The organism is Streptomyces spongiae (assembly GCF_009377185.1).
GTDB lineage: Bacteria > Actinomycetota > Actinomycetes > Streptomycetales > Streptomycetaceae > Streptomyces > Streptomyces spongiae.
In genome coordinates this window covers 1-24,297 of record NZ_VJZC01000035.1, presented here as the reverse complement: position 1 = coordinate 24,297, position 24,297 = coordinate 1, and the positions used below count along the sequence as shown (strand labels likewise).

Here is a 24,297-nt window from a genome sequence, read left to right as displayed (position 1 = left end):
CGGGGTGCGGGCGCTGTACGAGAATCATGCGGCGACGCGGTGCTGGGCGAGCTTGGCCAGCATGACCTGGTTGGCTTCCCAGCCGTCGGGGAATTTGGCCGGCACGGACAGGTGTACCGGGTCCATTGAGGGGTGGCTGTCGAGGAGGTCGGCGATTCCTTCGCGGGCGACGACGATGCATGCCTGCCGGTGGCGGGAGGCGAGGACACACAGCCGTCCGGTCTCCAGGTGGAAGGCTGTGGCGTCCCGGCGGCCGGACAGCGGGTGTACGACAATGACGACTTCGAACTCGCGGCCCTGCAGCCGGTTCGCGGTGTCGACCGCCACGCCCGGGGCCTTCGGGTTGCCGGTCCGGGTGAGGGCGGTGCGCACCAGGTCGGCCTGGTCGCGGTGGGCAACGCCGATGGCGATGTCACGGGCCGTCAGAGTGCGGCCGTCGCGGTGGCGTTCGCAGGTGGCGACCGCTCCGCGCTCCAGCAGCCGGGCGGCGAGGTCGGCGGCGGTCTGGACGGTTTCGGTGTCGGTGCGTGGGACGTGGCGGCGCTTGAGTTCGTGCAGGGCCCAGCCAGTGGTGAAGGCCATGGTGAGGGTCTCGTCCAGGTCGGTGCTGCCGAACGCGGCGGTGTCGAACTGCAGGGCGCGTGTGCCGTGGGCGGTTCCGGCGGTGAAGTCGGTGAACGGGTAGAAGGCTTCATTGACGGTGGGCGCGGCGGAAGCCGGGAGGCGCCAGGACACCGGCAGCCGGTGCACGGGGATGTTGGGATTGTGCTCTAGCATCACGCTGACGCCGTTGTGTGTCGGGTCGTGCGGCAGGCCGATCCAGCGTTCGGTGCCGACGATTGTGAAGGGGTCCAGCTGGCCTGGGTCGCCGACGAACAGGCCGCGGTCGAAACGCTCGACGATCTGCAGCAGCATGTCCGAGCGCATCTGGTAGGCCTCGTCCAGAATCGCCCAGCCGAACGTGCTGTCGCGCACGGTAGCCCACTTGGCGGCGGTGCCGACGATGATCCGGCAGCGGGCCAGATCGGCCAGGGTGCGGCCGACGGTCGTGTTCGCCAGGCCGCCCAAGTCCGGTGGCGGGCTGTAGTCGGTGGCGCTCAGGCGGCCGACGGGGATGTCGGGGTGCTTTTTGGCGAGATTCTCGATCAGGTCGTCGACCTGGTTGTTGGTCTGGGCGACGATGATCGGGCGTTCGCCGCCTGCGGTGAGTTCCTGGGCGGCGCGGACCACCAGGGTGCTCTTGCCGGCGCCGGGCGGGGAGTCGACGACGACGGCCTTGTGCCGGGTGTCGGCCAGGTCGGCCAGGATTGCCGAAGTGGCGGCAGCCGCGGCCGCCGCCGGGTCGGGTGCAGTGGTGTCGTCAGTCGTCATGGCCCCACTCCTCTGCGGCGGCGTCCTCGGGTACGGCGGAGTCGGTGTCCGGCTCGTCGGGGCCGGGGCTGTGTGTCCACGGGGTGTGATCGGATGCCGGGAACACGGGTGTCGGGCGCCAGCCCGGGTCGGGAAGGTAGGCGAGGTGCTGGCCGGGCTCCGGGACGGTGCCCGAGTTCGGGGTGCGCGAGCGTCCCATGCCGCCGGTGACCTCCACGGTGACCAGCGTGGTGTCGCCGTCGGGGTGGACGGAGGCGATGACGGCCTTGTGGCCTGCCGGCATGGACGGGCTGATCAGTTTGGTGCCGGCGGCCAGCCGTATGGGGTCGTCGGTGCGGAGGGTGACGTACGGGCGTGGCACCCGTCTGTTCTTGGCCGTGGTGACCATTCGGCCGGGCTCGCTCTCCTGGACCGTTCCCGCGAATGCCTCCCCGGCGCTGCGCCGGTCGGCCAGCACGAACGGGTCGTCGAACGCCATATCGGCTTCGAAGTCGGCCAGCGCTCGCTCCAGCCGGCTCAGGCGTTGTGCCGCGCCGATCGCGGTGTCCCGCTTGCGCTGGGGAAAGCCGCCGGCATCCCGGTAGTCGGAGTAGGAGGTGAAGGACACGCAGTCGCGTTCGAAGCGCTTGGCGGCCCGCGGTGCTTCGGGGACGGACCGCAGCAGCGATATGGCTGTCCACATCATGCGCCAGGTGGGCTTGACCTGTTCTGCGACCAGGTCGCGCAACTCGGCCTGGGCAGTGGTCAGTTCGTGCGGGTCGCCGAGGGTGTGGGCCGCGTCGAACCGTTTGATCGCAGGTGCCAGGTGCCGGTTGTCGAACTCCGGGGACGTCGCCGGGCCCGCCGGCGGGCAGATGTCCGGATTCTCCGCGTCGGCCAGGGCTTGCTCGACGCTCAGCCCGTCCGGGGGTGCGATCCAGGCCATGAGGGAGGCCAGGTTCTGGTCCTCCAGCGTGCTTTGGCCGGTGGCCCAGTGCTCGCTGAGCATCGCGGTGACGGGCAGCAGCATGGAGGTGCCGGCCATTTCGGCGGTGTCGACCAGGAACGTCAGCCACATGCCGAACTCGGGGACGACGTCCGGTACGGCGTAGGGGCCGGACGTCGAGCGGAAGCGGCACATGCGTCCGAGGTCGGCCAGGGCTTTGATGCCGCCGTGGTTGGGGACGAGGATCTGCGGCGCGTCGCTGTAATAGGAGCGCTCGCCGTCGCCGCGGCGGTCCTGGCGGTAGGAGTCGATGTACCTCATCACGATCCGGCCCAGGTCGGCGGCGAACGTAAACCTCTGGTCCCGGTTGCGGGGCTGAGGCACGACCAGCAGCGTCATGTCCCTCTTGGCGGTGCCGACCATGGCCGCCAGCGGAGCTCCGGCTTCTCCGGCCATGGTCAGCGGGATGATCACCAGCGGCCGGCCCGACAGGCGCCGGTGGCGGAACTCGGTCTGGTGTACCGCCTCCATGGTTTCCATCGCCTCTACATGCGCCAACGCAGACAGCATGCTCACGCGGCACCCCCGACTTCTCCGGTCAGCTCGGCGCGCAGCCGTGCGGCGTGCCGCAGCGCGGCTGCCATGTCGCTCTGGTCAGCGGTCGGAGTCAGCTGCCCGCGGGCCAGTCCAAGGGCCATGGTCACGGTGTCGATCCCGCCCAACTGCTCGCGCACCGCCGGGCCGAGTACGTCCAGTGAGGCTTCCGCGCGGGCGCGGGCGCGGCAGTAGAACGCCATCTCGCAGTGGTTCAGGCAGTCCGGGCGGTACGTCGCGGGCACCTGTTCCAGCGCCTCGGCCAGTTCTTCGGCCGGGCGGCGGGGCCGCTTGTTGTCCTTGTCGATGTCGAGGTCGAAGGTGAGCCCTTCGGGCAGCAGGTCCACGAGGTCGCTGATGCGCTCGATGCGGGCCAGCTGACGGGTCAGGGCGGAAACCTGCTTGCGGGCGTCGACGAACGCCGCGGTCGGGCGGTTGGTGAAGTCCTTCGGTGCGACCAGCACGATGGTGTCGGACACGGCCTCCGGGCCGATCCCGGCCTCCTCGAGGAGAGCGCGCAGCGCGATGACGTACGCGCATGCCTGGGTGGTCGCCGACCGCACCTGCGCCGGGTCAGCCTGCCCGTCGATGATCGGGAAGCTCTTGATCTCCACGATGTAAAAGCGGCCGTCGATACGGAAAGCCACCAGATCCGGCTCCAGGAACGCCTCCTGCCCACCGACCTCGAGGTACAGCATCGGGTGGTCGAACAGGGTGCCGTCGCCGGTGCCCTGGGCTGCCTGCAGCAGTACCTCGGCAGTGTGGTCGCGGCGGGTCTCGTTGCGGCCGTCGCCGCCGACGTCGTTCAGGTCCCGGTACGCCACCTCGGGCAGCGTCAGCTTCAGCGTCTCGCGCAGGACGCGCAGGAGTTCCGCGCAGCCGTTGTCCTTCACCATTGCTTCGAAGGTGTTGCCGCGGGCGAAGGCGAAGGCGGACTGGCCGAAGGGGGAGGGGTAGCCGGCGTGCTCGGCGATCGCGGCCTTGTCGGATCCGGAGGCGTCCAGCAGGGCCCGCAGCGTGCAGCGCGGGTTGTTCTCCAGGGCGGCCAGCGAGCGGGCGTTGTAGGGCCGGCGCTTTGCGGATCCGCGCAGCGCGGCCAGTCGGTCGTCGACGGGTGCTTTCACGGTGTCGGAGATCCTTGCAGGGGAGAGGGGACTGTTGTTGACGGAGAGGGTCAGGCCCGGGCCCGCAGGTGTGTGACGCCCTGCGAGGGTGCGCCGAACAGCTGCTGGTCGTCGCTCAGCGACTTGCGGGCCCGCCGCGAGGCCTCGGCCCGGGCGGCTCGGTCGGCGTCGGCGTGCACGTCCAGCTCGGCCTGGGCGGCCTCGATCACCTGCTCCGGATCCAGAGCATTCTCGTGACCGGAGGCGCTTTTCGGCATCGCGTCGGGGATGTTCACGGCGAAGCGCCACAGCAGCCGCAGCGCCTCCGGGCTGGGCCCGCTTCGGGACTGTGCCGCGGTGTGCACCGCCTCGGCGATGCGGATCGCGCCGGTGAGGAAGTCGACGCGTGGTGAGTGCGGTCCGATGATGCGCTGTTCCAGCGTCCAGGTGCTGATGGTGACGAGAGCCCGCACCGGTGTCAGTAGGTCGTGCGCCAGTGCCGGGGGGAGGTAGTACGGCCGGGCGCCGGGGCTGGAGCGGTAGGAGCGCTCCTCGTCCCGGCGCAGGCTGGACAGCTTGGACGCGGAAAGCTCGCCCGGGAAGAACGCCTCGTGCACGCCGACGATCAGTTTGGGTGCGGCCGGGGTCCCGAGCAGCATCAGGGCGCGGTGGACGTGCTCGCGTGCCGGGAGCTGCGATCCCCGGGCGGCCGGGGCTGCTTCCGGCACGGGTCGGGGCGGCGCGGGCGCTGGTTCGTCGGCGTCGAGGAGGGCGTCCCAGGCCCGCTCGGCACGGCGCAGTTGCGCCCGCAGCTCGCTGGCGCGCTCGGTGTCACCGGCGGCGGAAGCGTCGCGGATCGCGCGACGCAGGGTGCTGATGCTCTTCTCCAGGGCGTCCAGCGGATCACTCATGCCCCAGACGCTACCAGACTTCCAGAGTTTTCCAGACTTCTTCCTGAGATTCGGTGTACAGTCGGCGCCACCGAACCTCTGGCCGAGCGGCGCAGCCCGCGGCCGCCCGCAGACCGTCCCCCTGGAGGCGCCCCGTGACGGCACGCGTATTCCACACCTCCGACTGGCACCTGGGCCGCCAGATCGGCCGCTACCGACGCGACGCCGAAGTCGACGCCGTCCTGGACGAAATCATCGACATCGCCGACGAGTTCGCCCCCGACCTGATCGTGCACAGCGGCGATCTGTTCGACAGCTCCCGCCCGGGCCTGGACGACATACGCCGCGCAGCACAGGCATTGCGCCGCCTCGGCGCGATCGCACCTGTGGTCGTCGTCGCCGGCAACCACGACACCACTCACGTTCTGGCATTCGTGGAGTACGTGCTCAACGACATGGGCAACCGCGAACACGACCAGGCCCGGGTCCGCTTCGCCACCGACGCCCGCCCCGACCGGCTGCTCGTCGCCGACTACCCCGCCAAGGACGGGGACCTGACGCTGCGCATCGGCGCACTGCCCTACCTGCACCCCAACCGGTTCACCTACGACTTCGCCGATCCCGCCCTGACGACCGCGACCTACGCCCAGCGGATGCGCACCGTCCAGACCGACGCCTACCGCCGCCTGACCACAGGCAGCGGCGCCCGAGACGTTCTGGTCTTCGCCGCCCATCTGTTCGTCGAAGGAGCCGCCCCCTCCTACTCGGAGAGGAAAATCTCCATCGCCGACGACTACGCCGCCGCAGCCACCGACATGCCCGGCGTCGCCTACGGCGCCCTCGGCCATATCCACAAGCCACAGCGCGTCGCCCGCGCCGGATTCCCGGCCTACTACGCCGGCAGCCCGCTGCAGATGGACTTCGGCGAAAGGGGCGACACCAAGAGCGTCGTGCTGGCCGAGATCGGCCCGGGCAGGGAGCCCCTCATCGAGACCGTGCCGCTGACCTCCGGCCGCCGACTCATCCGCCTGGAAGGCACTCTGGAAGAGATCGCCCAGCTCGCCGGCCGGGTCGGAGACGCATGGGTGAAAGCAGTGGTGAACGTCGAAGCCTTCAACCCGTCCCTGGCCAACACCCTCACCACGATGCTGCCGCACGCGACGATCGTCGACGTCGAAGAACGCCGCGCCGATGCAGCCCACCGCGTGCTGGACCGGGAGACCTCCACCAGGGAGCTGCCGGACATCGAAGACCTGCTGCGCGACTATCTGCCCGGCCGCGGCACCACCGGCCCCGCCCTGGACCGTGTCATGGCCGCCTTCGCCCAGCTGCAAGCCGAACCCGACCCCGACGATCCCGCACCGTGCTGCGAGGAGAACCTGCTGACCGCCGCCATCGCAGGCCGCCCCCTCGACAGCATCGACCGCTCCGGCCTGCTGACCGGCACCGACACCACCACAGCGGAGGCAGCACGATGAAACCGCTGGTACTCGCTCTCACCGGATTCCGCAGCTACCCCAACCTGGCCCGGATCGATTTCACCGGCAAAAGCCTGGTCGCAGCCCTCGGCGACACCGGCGCCGGCAAAAGCAGCCTGCTCGACGCCATCGTCTTCGCCCTGTTCCGCAAAAGCACCTGGGATGCCAGAGAACCCCGACATCTCATCGCCGACGGTGCACAGGCCATGAGCGTCGAGTTCACCTTCCTGCACGACGGACAACGCTGGCAGATACACCGGACCATGCACGCCACCAACCCGAACGCCGCCCGGCACCACCTGAAAAACCTGGACACCGGCGAGGAGACCGACGGCGCCACCGCCGTCGACAACCGCATCAAAGCGGTCCTGCAGATGGGCTACGACACCTTCCTGCGCGTCGGACTGCTCCCACAAGGCAGGTTCGACCAACTCCTCACCGCCACACCTAAGGAACGCAGCCCACGGCTGCGGGAATTGTTCGGCGCCGAGTCACTGGAACTGGTCCAGCAGATGGCCGCCCGCCACAGCCAGACTCTCCAGGCACTGCTGAGCGACGCGAGAGCCAAACGCGCCCCCATGCCGGACAACCCCGAGCAGACCGCCGCGGAAGCCGGCGCAGCCGCCGACGCAGCCACCGCCCACGCCGAACGGCTGAAGACCGCCATCGAGCGCATCACCGCACTGCGGAGCGAGGTTCTGGCAGCCCGGGCCACCGCGGCGTCGGCCACCAGCACCGCCGAAACACTGTCAACGTGCGCAGTGACCGATGCAGGCGCCACACTCGACGCACTCGAGCCGGTCGCCACCGACATCGCCGCACAACATGCCGCCCTGGACCAGCGCGCCGCCCAAGCCGTAATCCGAGAACGCGAACTGACCGCAGCGATCACTGCGGCAGACGCGGCCGGAGAAGGCCAGGACGCCCTCGCTCAATCCGCCATGATCCTCAAGACCCTCGCGGCACACGCCGAGGAACACCGCAGCGAGCGCGACCGGCTCACCGGACTTGCCGAACAACTCGCCGGCGAACGCGACGCCCTCACCGAAGCCGAAGCAGAACTGGCCGAGGCCGCCGAAAACGCAAAACCGCTGGCCGAGCAGGCCCACGCCGCCGCCAGGACGAGCGCCCGGATCCGCGCATGCGCGATCACCGTCCGCACCACGCTGACCACAGCCCTGACGGCGGCCCGCCGCGTCGCCGGCACCGCGAGCGCACACGCCACCGCAGTGGACCGGCGCACATCCGCCCGTGATGATCTCGGCCCGGTGGAGGCGGAGGCAGAGGCAGCACGCAAAGCCGTCGCGGAAGCCGACACTCATCTTCAGGCGCTGCGACGACACGACACGGCCGCCGCGCTCGCTGCCGAACTGAGCCCCGGTGACGACTGTCTCCTGTGCCACCAGCGGGTCCCGGACGACTTCGCACCCCCGACGGACACGGACACGGTCGAGCTGACCGCGGCGACAGACCGGCTGAGCCGGGCAACAACCGCACGTGACAAGGCCGTCGAACGGCTTGCTGAAGCCCGTGCCGCGGTGACCGCCGCCGACGAGGCGGCTCTTGAACGCGAGAGGGAGCACCACAGCGCACAGCAGACAGCGCAGGAGACCAGTGCAGACGCGGTGCGTGCCTTCGCAGACCTCGCGGCTCTGGCCGCCGAAACCCCCACAGGTTTCGACGCCGAATCGGCATCACTCACACTGACCGAGGCCACTGCAGCCCTGGCTGCCCCGACCCCTGATGGCACTGCACCACTCGAGCAGGACACAGCACCGATCACCGACGCGATCGCCGCATGCGAAAAGGCAGCCGCCACGCACGCCGAGCAACTACAGGCCGAAGGACACCGCCGCACCGCCGAGATCGAAGCCGGCCGCACGGCTCTGGCCGAGCGCACGCGAGCCCATCAACGCCGCACCGACGACACCGCCAAAGCCTTCGAGCGCCACACCCGTGCCGTGGCCGGGACCACCGTCCAGGCCGGCATGCTTCCCTCCCGCATCCGAGCAATGCTGCCGGACGATGCGATCGACGTCCTCGCTGACGAGGCTGCCGCTGCCGCCGCCGCTGTCGCTGCCCGGCAGGCCGAAGTCCAAGAGCTGTTCGACCAGAGGGAAAAGGCAAGGGCGGAGAAAACCGACGTACTTGGCCAACAGCGTGCCCTCGACAAGGACACTCAGGCCCGGCTGGACCATCCGCTGAGCACCCTGCGCGGCCAACTGGACATGTGGGCCCAGGCCGTCGCCCAGGCCATCAGGTACCTCGATGTGTCCGACCAGCACCAGGCGCCGAAGGCCCCGGACCGGCCAGAGATCGCCGAAATCCGCGAGTACGCCGCCCACCTGTCGACAACCACCTCAACGCTGCGAGACAAGCTCACCCAGCATGCCGTCGCCGCCGCAGACCACGCAGCCACTGCCCAGAAAACCCTCAGCGAGCACGCCAGCGCGCTCACCGATGTCGACGGCTTCGATACCAACGCCGACCTGACAACACCCGAAGCGCTCTACCCCCTCGTTGACGCAGCCGGACAGGCAACCAAAGAAGCCAACGACCAGCGCCAGAAGCAGCAGGAAGCACAGGACCTGATCAAGCCGGCTGCCGACCTGGACTTCGCCATCACCGCGGGCAAGGCCCGCTATGAAGCCCTGGAAGTCCTGCGCCGCGAACTGGTCGACGCCAAGTTCCTGAACCACCTCACCATGCTGCGCACCCAGGCACTGCTCGGTGTCGCCAGCGACCTGCTCGGCCAAATGTCCGACGGGCGTTTCGGCTTCGCCGACAGCTTCGACATCGTCAGCCGCGCCTCCGGCGTCGCCCACCCCCCGAGCCGGCTGTCCGGAGGAGAGAAGTTCCAGGCATCACTCGCCTTGGCCCTGGCGCTCGCCGAACTGCACTCCCGCAGCGGCCCGGCCCTCGGCTCCCTGTTCCTCGACGAAGGCTTCGCCGCCCTCGACACCACCGCACTGGACTGCGCCCTTGAGGTACTGCGCACCCAAGCCGACGGGAATCGCCTCGTGATGGTGATCAGCCATCTGCACGCTGTTGCCGAGGCCGTCGACGACGTACTGCTGGTGGAACGGACACCTGCTGGATCGTCCGCCCGCTGGCTCACACCGGCCCAGCGCGACGAACTGGCACAGGCCGATCTGGTCGGCGGCCTACAGGCACTGGTGCGATAGGACACTGGGGGAGTACGGGAGCCCGTGGGGATGGCGACAGCCAGGCGCGACGCCTCTTCGACAGGTGCTGTCGGGACATGGGTGCGCTGTAGCTGTTGCTTGCGGCGCTGTCGGCGGGCTTCTCCTCCCCGAACTGCGTTACGTGTTGAGGATGCCTCATCACTTGAAAGCGTTACGCGTTAGAGTGACGGGTGTTGTTACGGGTTGGGTTAGAGTCTCGTCGCGGGACGAGAGGCGGTACTGCGCTGCGCTGTCGTCCGGTTTCAGGAGTCTGTGTCTGCCGATCCGTTCGAAGCCCTGCTGCTGGCTGTCCTGCGTTTTGGAGAAAGCCCGATGTCTGCCCGTTCCGCTGTTCCTGTTCCGTCCGCCTCTGGACTGCCCACGCAGGGGGCGCCCGCCGCAGAGCCGGAGACGCTGGGCGTGTCCGACGCCCGCAACCGGCTGTATGAGCTGGTGGACGCAGCAGAGGGCGAGGGGCGGGTGACGGTGATCGTCAAGCGGGACGCGAAGGCCGGTGTCAGCTATCGGGCGGCGTTGATTCCCGTGGGGCGCCTGGATGCAGCGGCACGTGCCCGGCTGGAGAAGTGGCCGTCGTGGGCGCGGACAGCGGCACGGCCCAAGCTGGGGGACCGGGTGGTGGACGCAGTGGGCCGCCCCGGCGAGACGGGCGTACCGCAGGTGCTGCTGGACCGTACGACGCCATTGGCGCTTCTCGTCGACGCCGCCCTGGTCCCGTCCGGCGACGGCCTGGTCGCCGTGCCCGACACCGACGTCCATTCATCGGACGCCGAGCGTCAGCCGTCCTTGGCGTCTCCCGTCCCCGAGATGCCGGCTGAGCCTGTCGAAGGACCGGCCCCCGAACCCCTAAACAGCGACCCGTCCGCCCCTGCCGCTGCGGGTGTCCCCGCGATCGAGGCAGTCTCCAGCATTGCTACGGCCACTTCCGGGCTCTTGGCCTCTGCTACGGCCGTTCCTGCACTGCCAGTCGACGGTGCCCCAGGCGCGGTCCGGGACACCGGGACGGAAATGCGGCCGGAGGCCGCCCACCCGAACACAGGACGAGACTCAAGCGGTACGACCGATGCTGCCCGCACCACACCGGCGGGCAAGAGCGGCGGGCCACGCATACTGCATGATCTGGGCGATGTCGTCGGCCAGGCTCTGACCCGGGCGTCCGAGTCGAGCGCTGCATCGGGTTTCGGGTTCGGCCTGCACGCTCTGGACGCCGCTCTCGGTGACCTCCCCGCAGGAGTGCTGACAGTGGTGGCAGCCGCCCCGCACGCCGGCGGCTCAATCCTCGCTGTGCATGCCGCCCGCCACAGCGCCCTCACCCGCCAACTCCCCGTCCTGTACGCGGCGTCGGGCCTGACGCGGACGGACGTGGCGATGCGGGTGACCGCGGCCGAAGCGGGACTCGACTACCGGCGGCTGCGTACCGGCGACCTCACCGAGGACGAGCAGCACGCCGCGGCCGCCGTCCAAGCCCGGCTGACCGGCGCCGCCTTGCACATCGACGACGGCACGGGCCTGAGCGCCGAGGCGATCGCGGAGACCGCCCCGTATGTCGAGGGACTGGCTCTGGTCGTCGTCGACCGGCTCCAGCACAGGGGCGATCCGCTCGTCCCGCTGTCCGGCCCGGCGCTGACCGATGCGGCCCGAACCCTGGCGCACCTCGCCCGCCGCCTGGACGTACCGGTGGTGGCCGCCCTGGACACCGACGACCCCGCCGCCGTGGCCGCCCTGGACGCCGCCCACTTGACCCTGACCCTGACTCGCACCGACACCCGCGCCGAAGTCGTCGTCGCGGAACGAGACTTCGGCGAGCTGACCACTGTCACCCTCCACGCCGATCTTCGCTGCGCGCGCTTCACCGACCCGCCCGAGACCAAGCCAATGCGCCGGCCCGACGCTGCGTCTGCCGCCCTCGACGTAAAGGAAGAGACAGTCACCGCTGGTCCAGCCGGCGCGGGGGCCGCAGCAGGGGAGTGGACGGCGGCCCTGGAGACTGAACTCCTCGATGCGGCACTACCGTTCACCTCCGGCGCCCAGCAGGGACTGCCCGCCCGTCTGACCGGCACACTCGCCGCACTGCGCGAAGCCGCCACGACACCCGGCCGTGCAGGTGAACTGCCCGGACTGCACCAGATGCTGGCCGACCTCGCCGCCCGCCGCCCCTCGATGCCGCCCACGCCTGCAGGCGAGCGTCTCGGCGCCGCGCTGACCGCCTTCGCCGCCCACTGCCCCACCCCTGCGCCGTCGGGCTCCGGCCTTCCGCAGCCAGCCACCGGCACGCCAGGGACAGGCCCCAACCTCGACGGGACAGCGGATCTTGCCGCTGCGGAAGCCGAACTCCTCACCGCGGCCGAGCCGTACCTGACCGGCACCGACGACCGCTCGACCCTGTCGACCCACGCCCAGCACGTCCTTGCCACCCTGCGCGACGCGCTTCTCCCCGGCCACGACCATCTGCTGCCGGCGGCCCGCGCCCGCGCCACCGAACTCGGAGCCCGCCGACTACGCCTGTCCCCCGAGCCCGCAGCCGACCGGCTGCGCGCCGCCCTGACCACCTATCACGCAACCGCGACAGCGGCCGGAATCACCCCCGCAGCGCTACCCACGCCCGCCGCAACCCCGCCGACGGCATCCATGACGGTCACCGAACCCGCCCCCGTCGCCGAGGACTTCACCACTGTGCCCGGTACGGCTGACGGCACCCAGCAGGTTGAGGAGCCCGAGGAAGCGGCGTCGGCATCGTTCCGCGACGACACACCTCCACCCGAAGGGACCCCGGGCACCGGAACCGGCAGCGGAGGCCGGAACTACACCTTCTTCCTCAACAAGATCACCGATGCCGTCGAGCAGGCCCTCGACGAGACAAACGGCGACATCGAGGCCGCGGTCAAGGCATTGAAGAAGAAAGCAGTGCCGGACTCGATGGCCCTGTTCAAACTCACCCGGGTCGGCGGAAACTACGTCCACACCGTCTACCCGCCCACCCTCGATTTCCTCTCCAAACCAGCCCAGGGCGCAGCCGACCAAATCTGGGAAGGCCGCCACAAATGGCGCAACGCCCCCCTGTACGCGGCCCTCAAGGCCGGCACCCAGACTCCGCTGGACGTCTACGGCCTGGACACCAACGCGGCCTACCTGTCGGCCTTCAAAACCTACCTGCCCATCGGCGCCCTCGTCCACCACCCCACCGGGGGGTTCGACCGCAAACGTGCCGGCATCCACCGCGTCGACCACTTCGAATGGCCCCACGAGCACCTGCCCAGCCCGCTCGGCAACCGCATCGAGCCCGGCCCCTACCTCCTCGACGAAGCCACCGTCCGCCTGCTGATCCGCTGCTCTGAACTCGGCCTGTGCGAAGCACCCCGGATCCTGGAGTCATGGACGTCCGGAGCCTCGGAAGGCCTGCTGGAAAAATTCCGCCGCGTCCTGCACCAGGCCCGCACCACCGCGATCGAAACCGCGGACACCGTCACCGAGGAATACGTCAAAGCCATGTACTCCCGATTCACCTCAACGATCGGCGAATCAGCAAAAAACCGCGAACTCCGCCGACCCGAGTGGGTCCACATCATCCGCTCCCAGGCCTTCGCGAACCTCTGGCTGAAAGCATGGAAAGCCCACCAGGCGGGCCTTACGCTGGTCCAGGTATCCGGAGTTGATGAACTCCACATCGCCGGAGGCGACTGGAAAAACGTCTGGGAAGAAGGACGCAAGCCCACCCAGATGAAGGAAAAGCGCTTCTACACCCTCGGGGAGACAAAGTAATCCATGCCCTACGACGACAGCGGATGGCGGAATTTCGGCACCTTCGGCGCCAACCGCTCACCCGAGAACGTCCGCGGCGGCGCAGCCCTGGGCCGCGCCCTGGAAGACGCCCTCTCCCGCATGATCATCGAAGGCGGCATCAAGTCCCCCGTCACCTCCCCCCGCGGTCTGAAAGCACGCCTGAAATATCTCAACAGCGACGCAGGCATCCAAGCCCTGCGCGAGGTCGGCATCACCGTCCGCCCCCGCACCGTGAAGAACTGGTTCGCCGGCACCCAGAAACCCAGCAACGCCAACCTCGAACTGATCGACACCGCCTACTGGAACCTACGCACCCGGCGCATCCTGGCCAACCTCGGCGCCTTCAAACAACACCTCAACAACCGGGGCAGAGGTACCGCCGTCGAGATCCACCCCATCAACCAGGACCTGGTCGACGAACACGCCCGCCGCGCCAATCTGACGGGTGACCAGGCCATCCGCACCCTGCCCGCCGTCCGCTACGTCTGGGACGAGGCGGTCAGCGCCATGGAAGCCGGCGACGCCAGGGCACTCGAAGAGATCTGGGACGACATCATCACCGAACTCGATTCCGACTGGGGCGCCTACACCTACGTCTCCCACGTCGGCCTCGGCGCCTGAGAAGCTGTAGGGCCTCTCTCCCGCAATCTACGGGGCGCGAGCTGGCGGCTGGCTCACCGGGCCGAGGATGTTCGAGAGGATCTACACCACGACCGACCCGGTCGCGGTCGTCGCGGCGGCGGCCCTGTGCACGATGCGGGAGGCCGCTCGTATCCCCGACGAGGACGAAGTAAGTGACGCAGACGGCTTGTTCACCTTTCCGGAGGCGGTCCGCTTTTGCGAGCACCGCCACCGACCTCGCCGGGTGAGTTCGTCGCTGGTGGGTGTCTGATGCATGCTGGAATGCCGACCCCGCCGGCCCGTCTCTTCCTCGAGGGGAACGGTCCGAGTCTCAGATCAAGAAATGCCGGCGTACGACCAGATATCCGCAGAGAGCTCGTGCCTCAGCCTCCACCGGATGACCATCGGCTTGCTGCCCGTGTGTTCGACGTACTCGGCTGGCCCGAGAAGGACCCAGGGCTGAGAGCTCCCGATGTCGCTGCTCTTGTACCGGCGCATGAAGAGAAGGACGCTGGTACCCATCTCGACATGGTTCTGGTAGCGAAGTCCAGTGGGCGAGGCCTCGGAGGTCATGCTCTGGGATTCCCATTGGAACAGGGTCTTGCTCAATGCGTAGTCGCGCAGGCGGCTCCGCGGTGAGAAGTGTTCTTCGTCGTCCTTCTCCAGCGTGATGAACAGTGCGTCAGTCTTCACTGACTCGCACCACGCAACGCCTTGAGCGAAGGCGGCCGGGGCTTGGCCACCGAGTTGGGCCACTCCGAGCGCCGACAACATCTCCGCACGGGTGTATGAGGAATGGATAGTGAGGGGGACGTTGTGCCCGTCGCCGATTCCGGTCAGAGGGATCGGGACGCGCCCGGCGTTGTCCAGGTTGTGTGCCAGTATCTGACGCAACTCGCTCCGCACTGCTTGCTGTTGGTGAAGGGTTGCGAGCCCCTCTTCGTAGCGTGCGTGCTCAGCGCTTCCGCGGGGCCATAGCTGGAAGAAGAGCATGCGAGCGTACGCCTGGCCCCGTTCATCAAGATCGCTATAGAGGGGAGCGTCGTCCTCCAGCATGCGGGTGTAGGCCTGAATGCGCTCCGGGTCGTCCACATGGAGAAAGGAGCGCACACGTCTGAGCAGCGCCGTCTCTTCTTCGGGAGCCTCGCCTTCGAGGACGCCGGCCTGGCGTAGGGCCCGGGTCCATGTGCCGTCGCCGCGGTAGAGGTCATCGAGTTCCCGCCCGGTCTCTTGCAGGTAGCGCCTGAGGCCCAGTTGTCCGTACTCGGCGGCCGCGCGGGCCGCGTCGGTGACGCTGCGCCGCATCTGCTCCCTGATGCTGTCGATGACGAGGATCTTGGCCTTCTCGTCAAGGGTGATCATGGAGCCGGCGGGGAGCTGGGGGAAGTCGTGCTCGACGTGGTCGAGCAGCCGTCTGCCGGTCAGATTCGTCATGGCTCGGAACTGGTTGTCGAGGCGAAACTCCGCACGGTGGTGACCGATGAAGTCGAGTACGGTCAGTACGCGCTTGCCCGGGGCGTGGGTAAGGCCGACACCGAGCTGCTGCAGGAATCGCAGGGCGCTCGACGTCGGGCGCAGCAGGAGGAGGGTGTTCACCTCGGGGATGCTGGGACCGTGGCTGAGCATCTCGACGCAGAAGATGACCTGCAAGTCGCCGTTCTTGAGAGAGGAAAGTGCCCTCTGGCGCTCCGCTGGCGGAGCCGCCGCCGTGAGAGCCAGTGCGCGGAAGCCGGCGGTACGGAAGAACTGAGCCATGAATTCGGCGTGTGCCACGGACACACAGAACCCCACCGCTCGCATGGCCTTCACATCGGGGATCTTGTCCCGGATGGCGCTGACGACCAGCCGCGCTCGTGCGTCGTTGCCGGTCAGCACAGCGTTCAGCGACGCCCCGTCGTACGTTCCCTGCTTCCAGCCCAGTGGTTGAAGGTCGGTGTTGTCCGCAATGCCGAAATAATGGAAGGGGCACAGGACGTCACTGTCCAGCGCGTCCCACAGACGCATCTCTGCAGCGATGCGGCCATCGAAGAACGCCTCGTGGATGCTCGGGCCGTTCGTCCGCTCGGGAGCCGACGAGAGGCCGAGCAACTCCATCGGCGCGAAGCGCTCCAGGATGTTGGCGAACGTCGGCGTTACTGCTCCGTGGAACTCGTCGATGACGATCACATCGAACTGGTCGATGGGCAACTCGGCCACGACTCGTCCGAGGGCCTGCCACGTAGCGAACACATGATTCCAACGCTCGGGGATTCCCCCGCCATGCAGGGACTCTCCGAACTGCGGGGTCATGAGGACGTCTTGATAGGTCTGGTGCGCCTGGTGCACTGCTACCACAGAGTCCGTGACGAAGAGAAGACGCAGGTCCCGCTGGTGCTGCTCGCACAGCTGCTTGTAGTCGAAGGCGGCCATGAGCGTCTTGCCGGTGCCAGGAGCCGCGACGAGGAGGTTGCGGTGCCGGTCGTGGATCTCTCGCTCGGCGTTCAGACGATCAAGCATGTCGCGTTGCCCGTGCCTCAACACGAAGGCTCTGGCGGCTGGGGTGCTGTCCGGGGCGGCTGGCACGTCCTGTACCGGCTCGGGGGGATCGGTTGGAATGGACGGCTGGTCGAGAGGTTGCTGGCTGTCGTCTTTCATGTCATCGGGGGACTCGACCGTAGGGAGGTGCTGCCCACCGAAGCCGGAGCGAGGCTCGGCGGATGTGACGCCGAGGAGATAGGCCGTTGCTGCAGCCGCTTGGGCGACAGGCCGAAGCCCGGTGGGCACATTCTCCTCGCTGGTGGGCGAGTACAGCGCGGCGACGATTCCGTGCGGAGCCTGAGGATGGGCTTCGAGATGGTCGGTGAGCGCGAAGTGGGTGTCCCACACCTGGTCGCGGCTCAGTAGCCCGCGCAGATGATGCGCCGCGGCTGGGTGGAATCGGTACACAATGTCCGCGTTCTCGTGCCGGGTCGCCGTGAGTAGTCCGGCGGTGAGGAACTCCGCGATGTCGGCCACGGCGGCTTCGGGAACGATGCGCTCACGGATCACGTCGAGAACAGGGAGGGTGAACACGTCGAGTGACGAGGCGGCGATCGCCAGCCGCACGGCGGGGGAGCGCAGGTTGTCTGTGAAGGCCACTGCCGCGGCTGTGACCTGCTTGTCGTTTGCCGGTGCATCAGGTGAGTCGGCACTCGGCCGCGGAATGCGGTTTCGGGAGGGTATCCGTCCCGAAGCCGGGACGAGGACGGCCTCACAGCCGCCCGGGTCGGTACGCATCACGGCGCGTGCCCAGGCGAGAATCTGGTGGGCGTCCATCTGCAGCACGGGCAAGGCCTGCCAGGGCTGCGTCCCCGGGACGCCGTCGCGGAAGAGGCGGGGACGACGGTAGGTGAGGAGACGTCCCGGAGAGGCCGGGACGGAGGCGGTTGCGGTGGTCCGGGGCAGGTCGAGGCCGGAGCGCTGCCAGAGGCGTTTCGGAAGCGGGTTGATCAAGGCCACGGGAGCCGTTCGGCCCCATGCATGGAGCGTCTGCCACAGGCCGTTTTGGCGCCAGGCGGGAGCCGCGCAGTCGGAAACGACGAGAAGGAGGCGGTGGGCAGGCTGCTTGTGGCGGGGGTCGGACGGCTCCACAGGGAGGGACCGGCCGCGGTGGTCGCGGAGCCGTGGCGTGGCCTCCGGTGGATGTTCCAGATGCCATACATGAACGCTGCGGAAGGCGGACAGGGCACGCAGCACCTTGGTGAGGGCGAGTGAGGTCTCGTCCCAGACCGCCATCGAGGTGCCGCGGTCCACGACCACGACGACCTCCAGCCAGGGCTCCGGGGCAGGCACGAGCTGGGGGACGAGCACGCCGGTTCGGGTGTAGTGATCGACGGTGGCGTCCAGGTCGAGGCGCCGGCGAACCCGGGAGGGCCGGAAGCGACGCAGCGGGCGCAGGGCACGGCCGATGTCGAGAGCGTTCGGCAGGGCCGAAGCGCGGCCAATGCTCAGAGGGCTGCCAGGGATCGAGTGGCTGCCGCTGTCGTCCTTCAGCCACACCGAGGCGGCCCCGGGAGCGCCTGCGTCCGACTCGGATTCAGGAGACGACTGATCATCGCAGGAGTCGTCGGATTCCGGTTCGGACTGGACAGGCGCATCGGCAGATGACTCTTCGGCGGCCGGAGATGAAGCGGTCGAGATGTCACCGCTCTCGCCGGTGCCGGATCTGGCAGCGGCGAGAAGAAGAGCGTCGAGAGTTTCCGAGATGTCCCCCTCCGCGTCGCCGCTGATGTCACCCAGGTCGGCAAGGGCCAGGGCGGCCAGCAACTGTGCAGCCCGGTTCTCAGCCACGCCCGAGCCCTTGGAGCAGCAACTCCTGCAACCGCGACCGCTGCCCGTCATCCTGGATGCGGTTGCCGCGCAGGAGATGTACGGCGCTCAGCAACTGGTCGACAGCGAGGTTCTCACCGCGGTTCAGTCTGTCCACGAAAGCGTTCACCAGAATGTGGGTGGTCTCTTCCTCAACTCTCTCCAAGTGGGCCTCGACGATGCTGGTGAGAGTCGAGACCGTAAGCGTGGGCATGTCGAACCGCACACAGCGCCGGAGAAAGGGAGCGGGGAAGTCGCGCTCGCCATTGCTGGTGAGCACGATGACCGGAAACTCCTCGCACTCCACCAAGCCGTTGTCGACGTCACGCCGGATGCCCGGATCGGCGGTACGGACGGTGACGCGGCTCCTCGAATGGCGGGCAAGTTCGGGGATCTCGAAACGACCACGTTCCAGAACATCGAGGAGGTCACTCGGCAGATCGAGATCGCTCTTGTCGATCTCGTCGATCAGCAGGGCACGGGGGAGGCCTCCAGGCAGCAAGGCAGTACCGAGAGGACCGAGTTGGACGAAATCCCCGATGTCGTCGCGCGCGGCACGGGCAGCGCGGCGCGCAGCCCGCCCGATCCTGGAAGCAGCGGGACGCTCGATGGCACGAAGGTTGTAGGCGTGGATCCGGCCCAGTGCGTCATAGCGGTAGAGCGCCTCGGCGAGAGTACTGCGTGACGTGATGTGCCAGCGCAGCACATTCCCGAGCCCGAGTTCAGCAGCGATCTGCTCGACGACGGAGGACTTCCCGGAGCCAGCCGGCCCGGTCAGCAGCAGGGGCCGACGCAGATGTAGCGCGGCGTTGACCGCATCGACCAAACCGGCATCCGCCCGGTAAGTGCTCGCCGCAGAAGGCGACAGCCCTCCATCTGCCGCCTTGCGGGGCTTGCTCGCCGCGCGCCAGGGAGGCGGAGGAGGAAGCGTCTGAGGCTCCTGGGGAATGCTTCCCGTACCCGTGTAGTACGGAGTCCAGTTCATGCTTGCTCCTTCGGCGTCACGTCTTGCGGGGCGACGACCGCCCGGCCGGCGCGTCGTTGGCAGAAGTCCTGCCAGTGCACGTCGTGCCATGTCGTACGGATATCCGCCAGATGACCGGGAACGTCCTTGCCGAGGCAGTTCCCCAGCCGCTCCTGGAAGGCGCGGGCGAGTTTCTCCGGCAGCGAGTCCCAGTGCTCCGCGACCGCATCCTGGAGCGCCCCCGTATCGGAGATACCCCCACGCCGGGGCCAGATCACGGCTGGGGTGTGGATGAGGAGTTCCTCCAGCATCAGGTCGAAGTCCTTCTCCGGCAGGGCGCTCACTCCCCAAACGCAGCTGCCCATACGACGACGGCTGAGCAACTCCTGCAGCGTCTCAAGGCTGCTGAGATCGTCGGAGCCGAGCCATGACGGGCCGGCCTGAGCCTTGGCCTGCAAGGAAGACAGCAACTGGCTGCCGGCGTGCAGCATGTCGTCGAGGCGGATACCGGACGGAGGCGTCAACAGACCCGACCAGCGAGTCGTGACGTCATAGTCGACGCCCAGCATGCGTCTGCCGCGGACCACTCGCCACTCTTCCGGGGGAAGATCCAAAAGCAGGGAGGTCGGGACCGACACATCGACCGGCACCAGCCGCTCGCCCGCAGCCCCCAGCCAGGACAGAGCCCACCCAAGGGCATCATCCAGTGCGGACGCCAGGGCAGCCGGGCCGGGCGCGCACGGGAACTCTGCGATGTGCACCACGGCCGAGCCGAAAAGCAGCGATGCGTCCACACGAACGACGTCCTCACCGCCGTCGTCGGCGACCACCAGAACCAGGCGAGGCTTCACCCCGGTCAGTTCCACCAGCCGACTGTTCAAAGTGATGGCGGCACCCGATTTGGCCGCCCAAGCGGCCAACTGCTGCGGAAGAGCACCCTCTGGACTGATCAGGTGGACAAGGGCGGCGACGAAATGCACCAGCGTCCGGTCCTGGCTTGCGCGGTCGACGGCCGGTTGGTGAAGGACCGCATGCTCCACCAGGTCACGCAGGGAAAGGCAGGGCACCTGGACCACCGCCTCCAGAGGGAATCCAGCGCGTGCCGCCGCCTTGCGGAGCAAGTCGTCGGTCAAGGAACCACCGAAGGTCTCCTCCAGGACGGCGACGGTGGAAGTGCAGACGCTCAGATCACGCTGGAACTCCAGGAGACGTCGGACAGCGGGGTGGCTATGACGTTCCTGCCCCGGCCCGCCCAGCCAATCCGCCAGCTGCTCGCTGCTGTTGATTCCTTCCGTTCCTTCCAGCGGTCGCAGCAGCTTACGCAACCTCTCATACGCCAGGAAACCGAGAACGCCAGCAGAGCGCCGCACACCGGCCTGGACGTTGTGGGCCAGCCACAGCGATTCTCCAGGCACAGGGGCGCCGTTGAACACGAAGCCGCCAGGTTCCTGAGTGTGGATACGACTACGCAGTTCCTTGATCAACTGATCGTCGATGGCCAAGAATTCTCCGGCGTTCGGCACCCCGTTCTCCAGCAACTCGGCGAGTTGGACACTCAGATTCATGTCCCACGCCGGCATCTGGGCGGAGGCGGCGAAGAGAAGAGACAGTCGCACACTGCCCTGCTGGAGTCCGGCCGTCGCGGACTGCGGGCTCGGCAGCGAGGCGGCCGCGTGGCACGTGTCGACGATGGTTATCAGACCACCGAGTCCAGGCTCATTCGTCACTGTGCCGATCACGGACGTCACGTCCAGCTGGTGGATTGCTCCGTCCTCCATGCTGCCCGAGGTGACGAAGTACAGCGGTCCCCCGCAGCCACCCATTCCATGGCCCAGCAGCGCTAGGACAAGAGCACCACCGTCCTCTTTAGCCCGGCCGACTGCACCGGCGAGGGCTCTTTCGACGACTGGCTTGCCCAGAGTGGTGCCCACGAGCAGTGACCCTGTTTCGCCCTCACCGCGGTCGAGACAGGCACCGAGATCCGGATCCACCAAAGCTCTGTGGAGACGGCGTGCCGCGCCTTCCAACCCCGGCAGTTCCTCCGCGCCCTTGCACTGGGCGCCGACCACCAGCACATGGCGGGGCGCCACCGATGTGACGAAGCCCGTCACGGCAGAAGAGCCTCCACGATCGGCCCGGCCACCTCTGCGTGTTCCAGGTACTTGGTAGCCGTATGGGTCCACACCCCAGCGGACTTCACGGGCGCGGTCTGTGCCTTGACCCCTGCGCTACTCGGGGCAATCCAGTCCGCCAGCCGTGGGCGTCCGACCACGACGTCGTTTCGGTCCCAGAAGTTGTGCCACGCCCCCACCCTTTCCGGGCAGGACGGCGGTTGCGGCACCAAACGCTGCAGGACCACGCCGCCGAGCGCCAGGGGGGAACCAAGCGTCACCCACAAAGCGACCGGTCCCTCGTACTCGTGCAGGGCTTCGTAAGCCACGACGGTGCCCAGAGAGTGCGAGACGACGACGAGCGGACGGGCGGGATCCAGTCCCTCCAGCACGCGAGAGCGGATGGCGGAGCCCACGGAGGCCTTGCCGCCGTTTCGGTTCAAGTAACGGGCGACTTGCGAGAGTTGCAGCGCGAACGCCTGACCGTTCGCCCATTGCGCGGTCTGGCGAAGACCTGGCAGCTGCAGCAGGGTCGTGGTCACCCAGACCAGTCGCCGTGCGAACTCGCCCACACCCTGTGCCTGACTGCCCGATGAGAGCCCGTCGAGATGGTGCCGAGCCTGCCCGATAATCCTGGCGTCGCGCGTACCCGTCTCCGGTGGAAACTGCTCGACGAGCTCATCCACCATCGCCTCCAACAAACCGGAAAGCACGCGCTCGTCGAAGTGGTCCAACTCAGCGCCGGGTGCCCCTCCCTGGGCTCCCTTGGCGTTGAGCAGATCGCTGTAATCGGCGAATCTCACATCTGCCAGCCAGCCCTGGGTGAGCGCCGAGACCAACCCCGCCTGTCCAGCCGCCCGCACGCCGGTAGCCAACGCCCCGAGCCATTGCCGCCGTTCCATCTCCGCGCTCCGGAGTCCACCGATGCCGTGAATGAACACGAGCTGCGGATTCGCCGTCGCCACCACGAGCCTCCCCCCGCCGTATTGTACGAAGGCCATCCTGCCTTGTGAGGAGCCGCGGACGGTACTCGAGTGCCTCACGCGACAAACATGTCGCTGAGCAACCAGTCGGCCCGTCGGCCACCCGCTCGTAGGGGTGCAGCCGGTCGGTCGCTCCAAGGCCGACGTAGCCTGTGATGAGGACGGCGATGCCTCTGGCCAGGATGCGGTAGATGCGAAGCCCGAGTCTGACCGGACTGGTCGGCTTGAGGCGCCGCACCTCAACACCTGCGACGTCCAGTTCGCGGTCGCTTTGACTACACGCCGATCCCGCATCGTCACCCCTTCAGTTCGCCGCCGAAGTCCCTTCAGAATTGACGAACTCACGGGACATGGCCATCTGCGTAAGGACGTACCAGAGGCGGTCGGCGCTGCCGGGCGGCCAGGGCGTGCGCAACCGGGCGGTGGCGGGGTCGAGTTCGCCGCGCCACTGTGCGTACCGGGAAGCGACGTCGCCGGGCCAGACCGGGCCGTGGCCGGCCGGCACCGCGAGCGCGCGGTCAAGATCGGTGGGGTGCCCGAGCGCGGCGAGCCGCTCGGTGACGGTGCCGAGCGGCCCCCACACCAGGCGCCGGCGCCCCTGCAGCGCCCGCGCGATCCGGCCCGCCCCCTCCCCGTACGGCACCGCGTCCGCGGGAGCGCCCTGGGTCCGCGGCCCCGCCAGGCGGACCAGGACGGTCTCCAGGCCCCGGCCCGTCTCGTCGACGACCTGGACCCGCCCGGCCAGCGGCGGCCGCGCCCGCCCCGACCTGGTCGGCTCGGCCGCGGTGAGCTCCACCCACACCACCGCCAGCGGCCCCGCCAGCAAGTCCCGTGCCCACCGGCCCAGTTCAGCCCTGCGCACGGCCAGGAGCTCCTGCATCTCCGCCAGCCGCGCCCGATGCCGGCACGCCCCGCACAACCGCCGACCCTCGAACTCGGGCAGCGGCAGCTGACAGGGCGCCCCGCACCCCTCACACGCCCGCACCACGGCCCGCCGCTGCGCCGCGGCGGCCAGCTGCCGGCCGCTTGCCGCGGTGGGGACGGACTCGGCGACGGCGTACAGGGCGAAGGTCTGCTTCTTGCCCCGCCAGTTGGCGTCGCGGACGTAGGCGCGGACGGGACCGCCAGGGCGCCGGGGAGGATCGGCATCGGCCAGCCGGGTCTGGGTCACCAGCCCGGCCGGAACGTCGCTCCAGCGGTCGTACTCCGCGGGCCGGACCTCATCCGTCACGGCTGCCGCAACCGTCCCGCCATGAGCAGTGGCCTCTCCAGCCGCCCTCTCCGCATCCGTCCCGCTCATTCCGGCGGTTACGGCGACTGCTGAATTCGTGGCGTTCAATTCTTCCATTCCTTCCCGTACTATCTCCTGTTACGGGTCGGCCTTCCCTTGCCGCAACTCCGTTACGTGTTACGTGTCTTTTCCGAAACCCGTAACACCCTCAATCAGGATTCCCTTTCGGCTGACGCGCCGTCAATTCATCCGAAGCCTTTTCCTGACACCCCGTAACCCGTAACGGAATACGTATCAATTCGCAAGAGGTCTAGTCCAGATAGAACCAAGCATGTCCGCTTGATCTGATATACCGTCAGACGTGCAACGATGCGGCACCGGTTGCCAACCTCCCCTCGTTGCTGCCATACTGTAACCACAACGGACCGGGGCCGGGAAGCCCGGAGGGCGCCCCGGCCCCAGCAGAACCAGAGACACAAACCCCCTCAAACCGGGGGCATTAAACCTCTGAACAGGGAAAACAGAAGATTGAACCGCTGCCCAGACCGGGAGCCACGCCCCGTCAGTCCCGGGCCCCACCCGGAGGCCGGCACCCGGGACCACGGGAAGAATACGACAGAGAGTAACGTTCAACTCTCAACGTTTTCAAGAGGGTTGCGGAGCAACCCAACATCATTCCGTCGCGAAGTGACGGCGCGTCATGTCTCCGGAGGAGAC

14 protein-coding genes are annotated in these 24,297 nt (G+C 68.2%); 5 read left to right on the top strand and 9 right to left on the bottom strand.

Features of this window, described 5'->3' with window-relative positions; genetic code table 11:
* Window positions 1–24: 24 nt before the first annotated feature.
* From FNH08_RS08240 to FNH08_RS08225, 4 genes are read right to left on the bottom strand one after another with little or no spacing between them, the layout of a single operon-like run.
* Entirely contained in the window at window positions 25–1,371 is a 1,347-nt protein-coding gene (locus FNH08_RS08240; protein WP_152770725.1) for an AAA domain-containing protein, read from the bottom strand.
* Window positions 1,361–2,866, bottom strand: a complete 1,506-nt coding sequence (locus FNH08_RS08235; RefSeq protein ID WP_152770743.1) for a hypothetical protein — start codon at window positions 2,864–2,866, stop codon at window positions 1,361–1,363. The genes FNH08_RS08240 and FNH08_RS08235 overlap by 11 nt, the downstream gene beginning before the upstream one ends.
* A gap of 2 nt (window positions 2,867–2,868) precedes the next feature.
* Window positions 2,869–4,014 (bottom strand): hypothetical protein, encoded by a 1,146-nt coding sequence (locus tag FNH08_RS08230; RefSeq protein ID WP_322724000.1) that lies wholly within the window; start codon window positions 4,012–4,014, stop codon window positions 2,869–2,871.
* A gap of 50 nt (window positions 4,015–4,064) precedes the next feature.
* Window positions 4,065–4,904, bottom strand: a complete 840-nt coding sequence (locus FNH08_RS08225; protein WP_152770724.1) for a hypothetical protein — start codon at window positions 4,902–4,904, stop codon at window positions 4,065–4,067.
* A gap of 134 nt (window positions 4,905–5,038) precedes the next feature.
* On the opposite strand from FNH08_RS08225, the gene FNH08_RS53480 reads away from it, so the two are divergent.
* The 5 genes from FNH08_RS53480 to FNH08_RS08200 all read left to right on the top strand — a co-directional run bounded on the left by FNH08_RS53480 (window position 5,039) and on the right by FNH08_RS08200 (window position 14,236).
* Window positions 5,039–6,361: a metallophosphoesterase family protein gene (locus tag FNH08_RS53480; RefSeq protein WP_322723999.1), complete on the top strand. Its 1,323-nt coding sequence runs from the start codon at window positions 5,039–5,041 to the stop codon at window positions 6,359–6,361.
* Complete coding sequence (locus FNH08_RS08215; protein WP_152770722.1) at window positions 6,358–9,546, top strand: AAA family ATPase; 3,189 nt, start codon at window positions 6,358–6,360, stop codon at window positions 9,544–9,546. The genes FNH08_RS53480 and FNH08_RS08215 overlap by 4 nt, the downstream gene beginning before the upstream one ends.
* Window positions 9,547–9,879: 333 nt before the next feature.
* Entirely contained in the window at window positions 9,880–13,323 is a 3,444-nt protein-coding gene (locus FNH08_RS08210; RefSeq protein WP_152770721.1) for a DnaB-like helicase C-terminal domain-containing protein, read from the top strand.
* A 3-nt stretch (window positions 13,324–13,326) separates the two neighbouring features.
* The gene (locus tag FNH08_RS08205) at window positions 13,327–13,965 is read left to right on the top strand and encodes a hypothetical protein (RefSeq protein ID WP_152770719.1); all 639 of its coding nucleotides are present in this window, start codon (window positions 13,327–13,329) and stop codon (window positions 13,963–13,965) included.
* Window positions 13,966–14,032: 67 nt separating this feature from the next.
* Window positions 14,033–14,236, top strand: coding sequence for a hypothetical protein (locus FNH08_RS08200; RefSeq protein ID WP_152770718.1), 204 nt, complete (start codon window positions 14,033–14,035; stop codon window positions 14,234–14,236).
* 65 nt (window positions 14,237–14,301) lie between these two features.
* Here the strand turns inward: FNH08_RS08200 and FNH08_RS08195 are convergent, their stop codons facing one another.
* The 5 genes from FNH08_RS08195 to FNH08_RS08175 form a co-directional block, all read right to left on the bottom strand.
* Window positions 14,302–18,273: a DUF3427 domain-containing protein gene (locus FNH08_RS08195; RefSeq protein ID WP_322723997.1), complete on the bottom strand. Its 3,972-nt coding sequence runs from the start codon at window positions 18,271–18,273 to the stop codon at window positions 14,302–14,304.
* Window positions 18,266–19,276, bottom strand: a complete 1,011-nt coding sequence (locus FNH08_RS08190) for an AAA family ATPase (RefSeq protein WP_152770717.1) — start codon at window positions 19,274–19,276, stop codon at window positions 18,266–18,268. Before FNH08_RS08190 ends, FNH08_RS08195 begins: the two co-directional genes overlap by 8 nt.
* The gene (locus FNH08_RS08185) at window positions 19,273–21,366 is read right to left on the bottom strand and encodes a vWA-MoxR associated conflict system protein (protein WP_152770715.1); all 2,094 of its coding nucleotides are present in this window, start codon (window positions 21,364–21,366) and stop codon (window positions 19,273–19,275) included. Before FNH08_RS08185 ends, FNH08_RS08190 begins: the two co-directional genes overlap by 4 nt.
* Window positions 21,363–22,331, bottom strand: a complete 969-nt coding sequence (locus FNH08_RS08180; RefSeq protein ID WP_322723995.1) for a lipase family protein — start codon at window positions 22,329–22,331, stop codon at window positions 21,363–21,365. Before FNH08_RS08180 ends, FNH08_RS08185 begins: the two co-directional genes overlap by 4 nt.
* A 322-nt stretch (window positions 22,332–22,653) precedes the next feature.
* Window positions 22,654–23,580 carry a hypothetical protein gene (locus tag FNH08_RS08175; RefSeq protein WP_152770712.1) on the bottom strand — a complete coding sequence of 309 codons (927 nt, stop codon included), beginning with the start codon at window positions 23,578–23,580 and terminating at the stop codon, window positions 22,654–22,656.
* Window positions 23,581–24,297 lie beyond the last annotated feature (717 nt).

Coding starts and splice junctions, on each gene's coding strand:
- FNH08_RS08215 (WP_152770722.1), top strand. CDS start 6,358: ATGAAACCGCTGGTACTCGCTCTCACCGGATTCCGCAGCTACCCCAAC.
- FNH08_RS08210 (WP_152770721.1), top strand. CDS start 9,880: ATGTCTGCCCGTTCCGCTGTTCCTGTTCCGTCCGCCTCTGGACTGCCC.
- FNH08_RS08190 (WP_152770717.1), bottom strand. CDS start 19,276: ATGAACTGGACTCCGTACTACACGGGTACGGGAAGCATTCCCCAGGAG.
- FNH08_RS08240 (WP_152770725.1), bottom strand. CDS start 1,371: ATGACGACTGACGACACCACTGCACCCGACCCGGCGGCGGCCGCGGCT.
- FNH08_RS08225 (WP_152770724.1), bottom strand. CDS start 4,904: ATGAGTGATCCGCTGGACGCCCTGGAGAAGAGCATCAGCACCCTGCGT.
- FNH08_RS08205 (WP_152770719.1), top strand. CDS start 13,327: ATGCCCTACGACGACAGCGGATGGCGGAATTTCGGCACCTTCGGCGCC.
- FNH08_RS08200 (WP_152770718.1), top strand. CDS start 14,033: ATGTTCGAGAGGATCTACACCACGACCGACCCGGTCGCGGTCGTCGCG.
- FNH08_RS08235 (WP_152770743.1), bottom strand. CDS start 2,866: ATGCTGTCTGCGTTGGCGCATGTAGAGGCGATGGAAACCATGGAGGCG.